Source organism: Streptomyces flavofungini (genome assembly GCF_041028215.1).
Classification (GTDB): Bacteria; Actinomycetota; Actinomycetes; order Streptomycetales; family Streptomycetaceae; genus Streptomyces; species Streptomyces flavofungini_B.
In genome coordinates, this window is the sequence record NZ_JASKYR010000655.1 from 1 (window position 1) to 5,057 (window position 5,057).

3 protein-coding genes and 1 pseudogene are annotated in these 5,057 nt (G+C 72.1%); 2 read left to right on the forward strand and 2 right to left on the reverse strand.

The annotated features are described in order from the left end of the window. Positions 1–199 precede the first annotated feature (199 nt). Positions 200–1,060: a trypsin-like peptidase domain-containing protein gene (locus AB8Z36_RS31860; RefSeq protein ID WP_369216864.1), complete on the forward strand. Its 861-nt coding sequence runs from the start codon at positions 200–202 to the stop codon at positions 1,058–1,060. A 22-nt stretch (positions 1,061–1,082) separates the two neighbouring features. On the opposite strand, the gene AB8Z36_RS31865 is transcribed toward AB8Z36_RS31860, so the two are convergent. Beyond that, on the reverse strand, positions 1,083–2,696 hold the full coding sequence (locus tag AB8Z36_RS31865; RefSeq protein ID WP_369216865.1) for an N-acyl-D-amino-acid deacylase family protein: 1,614 nt from the start codon (positions 2,694–2,696) through the stop codon (positions 1,083–1,085). A 55-nt stretch (positions 2,697–2,751) separates the two neighbouring features. Further along, a pseudogene (locus AB8Z36_RS31870) lies at positions 2,752–4,043 on the reverse strand (alanine racemase). A 186-nt stretch (positions 4,044–4,229) separates the two neighbouring features. Here AB8Z36_RS31870 and AB8Z36_RS31875 point away from each other — a divergent pair. Continuing rightward, the coding region (locus AB8Z36_RS31875; RefSeq protein ID WP_369216866.1) for a sugar kinase at positions 4,230–5,057 on the forward strand (828 nt) is incomplete at its 3' end.

Below are 5,057 nucleotides of genomic sequence, written 5' to 3' on the forward strand. Positions count from 1 at the left end.
GCGCGTGGAGGGCGGGACGGTGGTCGGCTGGGACGCCAAGTCCCGCGTGCTGAGGCTCCGTTCGGGCCCGGGGAAGCACTCCGTGCGCGTCACGCCGCGCGAATGAGACGTAAGCCTTCCCCCCTCTTGTCCGTCTGTTCGATGGCCCCCAAGAATGCGCATGACATCGACATGGAGGGGGCTCCGTTTCATGAGAACCATGAAGAGCAAAGCTCTCGCGGGCGCGTCGTCGCTCGCTCTGGCCGTCGTCTGCCTCGGCGTCGCACCCGCCGTCGCCGCGTCGTCCTCCGCGCCCACCGGCAAGGAACCCGCCAAGGACGTCACCTTCGCCGGGACCGTGGCCCTGAGCAACTGCTCCGGCTCCGTCGTGCGCGTGCCCCGCTCGCAGGCGGACGACCCGGCGCTCGTCGCCACCAACGGACACTGTCTGGAGACCGGCTTCCTCGGTCCCGGCGAGGTCGTGGTCGACCGGCCCTCGACCCGCTCCGTCAAGCTCCTCGACGCCTCGGGCGCCGAGAAGGCCACCCTCAAGGCCAGCAAGGTCAGCTACGCGACGATGACGGACACCGACGTCACGCTCTACCAGCTGACCAGCACCTACGGCGAGATCCAGCAGAAGTACGGCATCAGGGCCCTGGAGCTCGACGGCAGGCACCCGGTGAAGAACCGGCCCATCAAGGTCGTCTCCGGGTACTGGAAGAAGGTCTACAGCTGCGACATCGACGGCTTCGTGTACCGCCTGAAGGAGGGGGACTGGACCTGGAAGGACTCCGTCCGCTACACCCCCGCCTGCCAGACCATCGGCGGCACATCCGGCTCGCCGGTGATCGACGTGAAGACCGGCAAGGTCGCCGCGATCAACAACACCGGCAACGAGGACGGCGAACGCTGCACCCTCAACAACCCCTGCGAGGTGGACCGCAAGGGCAACGTCACCGTCCGCAAGGGCATCAACTACGCCCAGCAGACGTACCGGATCGTGCCGTGCGTCGTCCACGACAGCAAGATCGACCTCGGCCGCCGGGGCTGCGGCCTGCCCCGGCCGGCCGCTGAACGCTAGGGCCCCCGCCGTACCGGACCGCTCACGGCGTCCTGCGTACGGCACGTCCCGCGAGGACGTCCGTGCGCAGGCCGTCGCGCATCACGAACCTGCCGTCGATCAGGACGTGCGGGATGCCGGTGGGCAGCGTGCGGGGCGCCTCGAAGGTGGAGCCCGCGGCGACCGTCTCGGGGTCGAAGAGCACCAGGTCGGCGCGGTAGCCCTCGCGGACGAGCCCGCGGTCGGCCAGCCGCAGCCGGGCGGCGGGCCGTGAGGTGAGGTGCGCGACGGTCTCCTCCAGGGACATCACGCCCAGCTCGCGCGCGTAGCGCCCGAGGTACTGCGGGAACGTCCCGTAGGCCCGCGGGTGCGGCTTGAAGCCCTGGAGGATGCCGTCGCTGCCGCCGGTGTGCACCGGGTGGCGCATGATCGCCTGGACGTTCTCCTCGTGGCCGACGTGCTGGAGGATCGTCGACCCCAGCCTGTCGTCGATGAGCAGGCGGCGGGCGGTGATCCAGGGGGCCTCGCCGCGCATGTCGGCGGACTGCTGGACCGTCTTGCCGACACAGGAGGCGAGCCCCGGGTCGGAGACACCGGAGATCTCGATCGTGTCCCACTCGATCGGCACGCCGTGGCAGCCGTCCGCGCCGATCACCTCCATGTGGTGGCGGATCTTCTCGGCGGTCGCGTCGTCCTGGAGCCGGGCCAGGATCGCGTCGGGCCCGCCCTCGCTCGCCCAGCTCGGCAGCATCGCGACGAGGGTCGTGCAGCCGGGCGTGTAGGGGTACGTGTCGAGCGTGATGTCCGCCCCCTCGGCGAGGGCGTCGTCCAGGAGGGCGAGCAGGTCGGGGGCCTTGCCCTTGTTCACGCCGAAGTTCATGGTGGCGTGGGCCAGGTGCAGCGGGCAGTGCGCGGTCCTCGTGAGGTTCACCATCTCCTCGTACGCCTGGAGGGCGCCCGCGCCGTAGCTGCGGTGGTGGGGGCAGTAGTAGCCCTGGTGGGCGGCGACGATCTTGCAGAGCTCGGTCAGTTCGGAGTCGTCGGCGTACATCCCGGGGGTGTAGGTGAGCCCCGAGGACATGCCGACGGCGCCCTCCCGCATCCCCTCCGCGACGAGCTGCCGCATGCGGCTCAGCTCCTCCGGCGTGGCCGGGCGGTCGTCCCAGCCCACGGCGTACATCCGCACCGTGCCCTGCGGGACGAGATACGCGGCGTTCACCGCGATGCCGTGGCCGCCGTGGGCACCGTCGAGCGCGTCCAGGTACCCGCCGACCGTGCGCCAGGTGAAGTCGATGTCGCTGCCGTCGCCGTTCCAGCCGGTGATGGCCTGGCGGACCTGGGCGAGGGTGCGGTCGTCGACCGGGGCGTAGCTGAGGCCGTCCTGGCCGATGACTTCGAGGGTGACGCCCTGGGCGGCCTTCGCGACGTGCTCCGGGTCCCTGAGCAGGGCCAGGTCGCTGTGGGCGTGCATGTCGATGAAGCCGGGGGAGAGGGCGAGGCCCTGGGCGTCCAGGGTGCAGAGGCCCGTGAGGCGGGGGCCGCCCGCTCCCTCTCGCCGGATCTCGGTGATCCTGCCCTCGTGTACGCCGATGTCGGCGCGGTAGGAGGGGTTTCCGGTGCCGTCTATGACGCGTGCGTCGCGGATCACGAGGTCCATGGCGCGACTCCTTCGGGGTGGCGGGGTGACGGATGACGCGGGGCGGAACCAGGGCTCAGAAGAAGGTGCGGATGTAGTCCGTGACCGTTCCGTCCGCCTCGACCAGCGGGATCAGCTGCCACTTGTCGAACGCCGTGCAGGGGTGCGAGAGCCCCATCCCCACCCAGTCACCGACGCCGAGCTCCGCCTCCGGAGCGGTACTGAGCCMSYMGYGSYSSKCKSRGCCCCGACGCCCCCGTCGCCCCGCACGACCTGCACCTCGGGCAGATCGAGGTCGTACGCCGCGTCGCGCTTCCCCGCGTTGGTGAACGCCTGCTCCGGCGACGGGCGGGACACCACCTGCGCCCAGAGCCGGAACGCCGGTTCGAGCGCGCCCTCCTGCGGGACGCGGTTGAAGGGGGTGAGGTGCCGGTAGTGACCGTCGTCGTGCGACACGTACGCCCCCGAGCGCAGCAGCTTGAGCACCGGCAGCGACAGCTCGGGAACCTCCGCGAAGACCGACGCCACGGCGTCGAACCACGCACTGCCGCCCGCGCTGACCACCACCTCCGGCAGATCCGCGAACCGCCCCGCCTTGTCCAGATCGACGAGGAGCGCGACGAGCCGCCGCAGCCAGGCGGTGACGGTCTCCGTCGACACCCGCGGCACCTCGCCCTCGTACCCGGCGACCCCCACGAGCCGCAGCGTGTCGGCGGCGGCGACCGCATCGGCGATCTCGAAGCACTCGGCCTCGGTCCGCGCCCCGGTCCGCGCCCCGTCGCCCGCCGCCAGCTCGATGACGACGTCCACCGGCCGCGTCGCCCCCGCCGCGCTGAGCGCGGCGTGCATCGCGCCGACCCCGCGCACGGAGTCGACGTAGCAGACGAAGCGGAAGGACGGGTCGGCGCCGAGCTCACCGGCGAGCCAGCGCAGCGCCGCCGCGTCGACGAGTTCATTGGCGAGGAAGACGCTCGGAACGCCGAACGCCCGCGCCACCCGCACCTGATGCGGCACCGCGAGTGTGATGCCCCACGCCCCGTGGTCGAGCTGCCGCCTGAAGAGCTGCGGGGCCATCGACGTCTTGCCGTGCGGCGCGAAGGCGAGCCCGTGCCGTTCGGCGTAGGTCTCCATGAGGGCGAGGTTGTGCGCGAGGCGCTCGGCGGAGAGGGCGAGCACGGGGGTGGTGAACCCGCCGGTGAAGAGGTTCCTGCGCTGGGCCGCGAGCTCCCCGACCGTCAGCCCCCCGGCATCCGGCGGCAGCCCCTTGAAGCGGTGGTCGACCCGCTCGTCCGCGAGCGCGCCCAGCGGGTCGGCGGAACCTGCCGTGGGACCTTCCGCGGGACGTTCGACGGCGTTGTCGGCGGCCATGGGCGCCTCCTCCAGGAGTGCATTCAAGAGGCCGTTGCATTATGTGCAACAGTCATTGCGTATGTCGCTTACTGCTGTCTAACATCCGAGCCAACGCCGGGTCAACGGATCCGGAGACCCGGGTCAACAGATCCGGGGAGTCGGTCGAGGGGCTGAAAGATCGTGACCACACAGGCAGCCGCGCGGATGGCAGTGGACGTCGACGTCGTGGCGCTCGGCGAGTCCATGGTCACCTTCCTGCCCGCACGCCCCGGCCGCCTCGCCGACGTGCCCTCCTTCGACCGCGGGATCGGCGGCGMSGGSKCMGACGTCCTCTGCGCCCTCGCCGCCGCCGGGCACACCACCCGCTGGGTCAGCCGCGTCGGCGCCGACGGCTTCGGCGACCACCTCGTCGAGACCATCGCCCGCTACGGCGTCGACACCTCCGCCGTCGGCCGCGACCCGCACCGCCCCACCGGCATCTACTTCCGCACCGCCGACGACCGCGACACCGACGCCCACGAGGTCGTCTACTACCGCGCGGGATCGGCCGCCTCCGCCATGTCCCCGGGCTCCGTCGACGAGGACGCGCTCACCTCGGGCCGCGTCCTGCACCTGTCCGGCATCACACCCGCGCTCTCCGCCGACTGCCTGGCCCTCGTACGCCATCTCTGCGCCCGGCGCCCGGACCGCGCCCCGCTTCTCTCCTTCGACGTCAACCACCGCCCCGGCCTCTGGAAGGACGCCGCCGCGGACCCCTCCGTCCTGCTCGACCTCGCCCGCGGCGCCGACCTCGTCTTCGTGGGCGAGGACGAGGCCGCCGCGGCCTGGGGCGTCTCCGGCGGCCCCGACGCGATCCGCGCCGCCCTGCCCGAACCGGCCACCCTCGTCGTCAAGCAGGGCAGCAGGGGCGCCACCGTGTACCGCCACGGCGAGGACCCGGCCTTCCAGCCCGCCCTGCACGTGGACGTCGTCGCCCCCGTCGGCGCGGGTGACGCCTTCGCCGCCGGATTCCTCTCCGCCACCCTGCGGGGC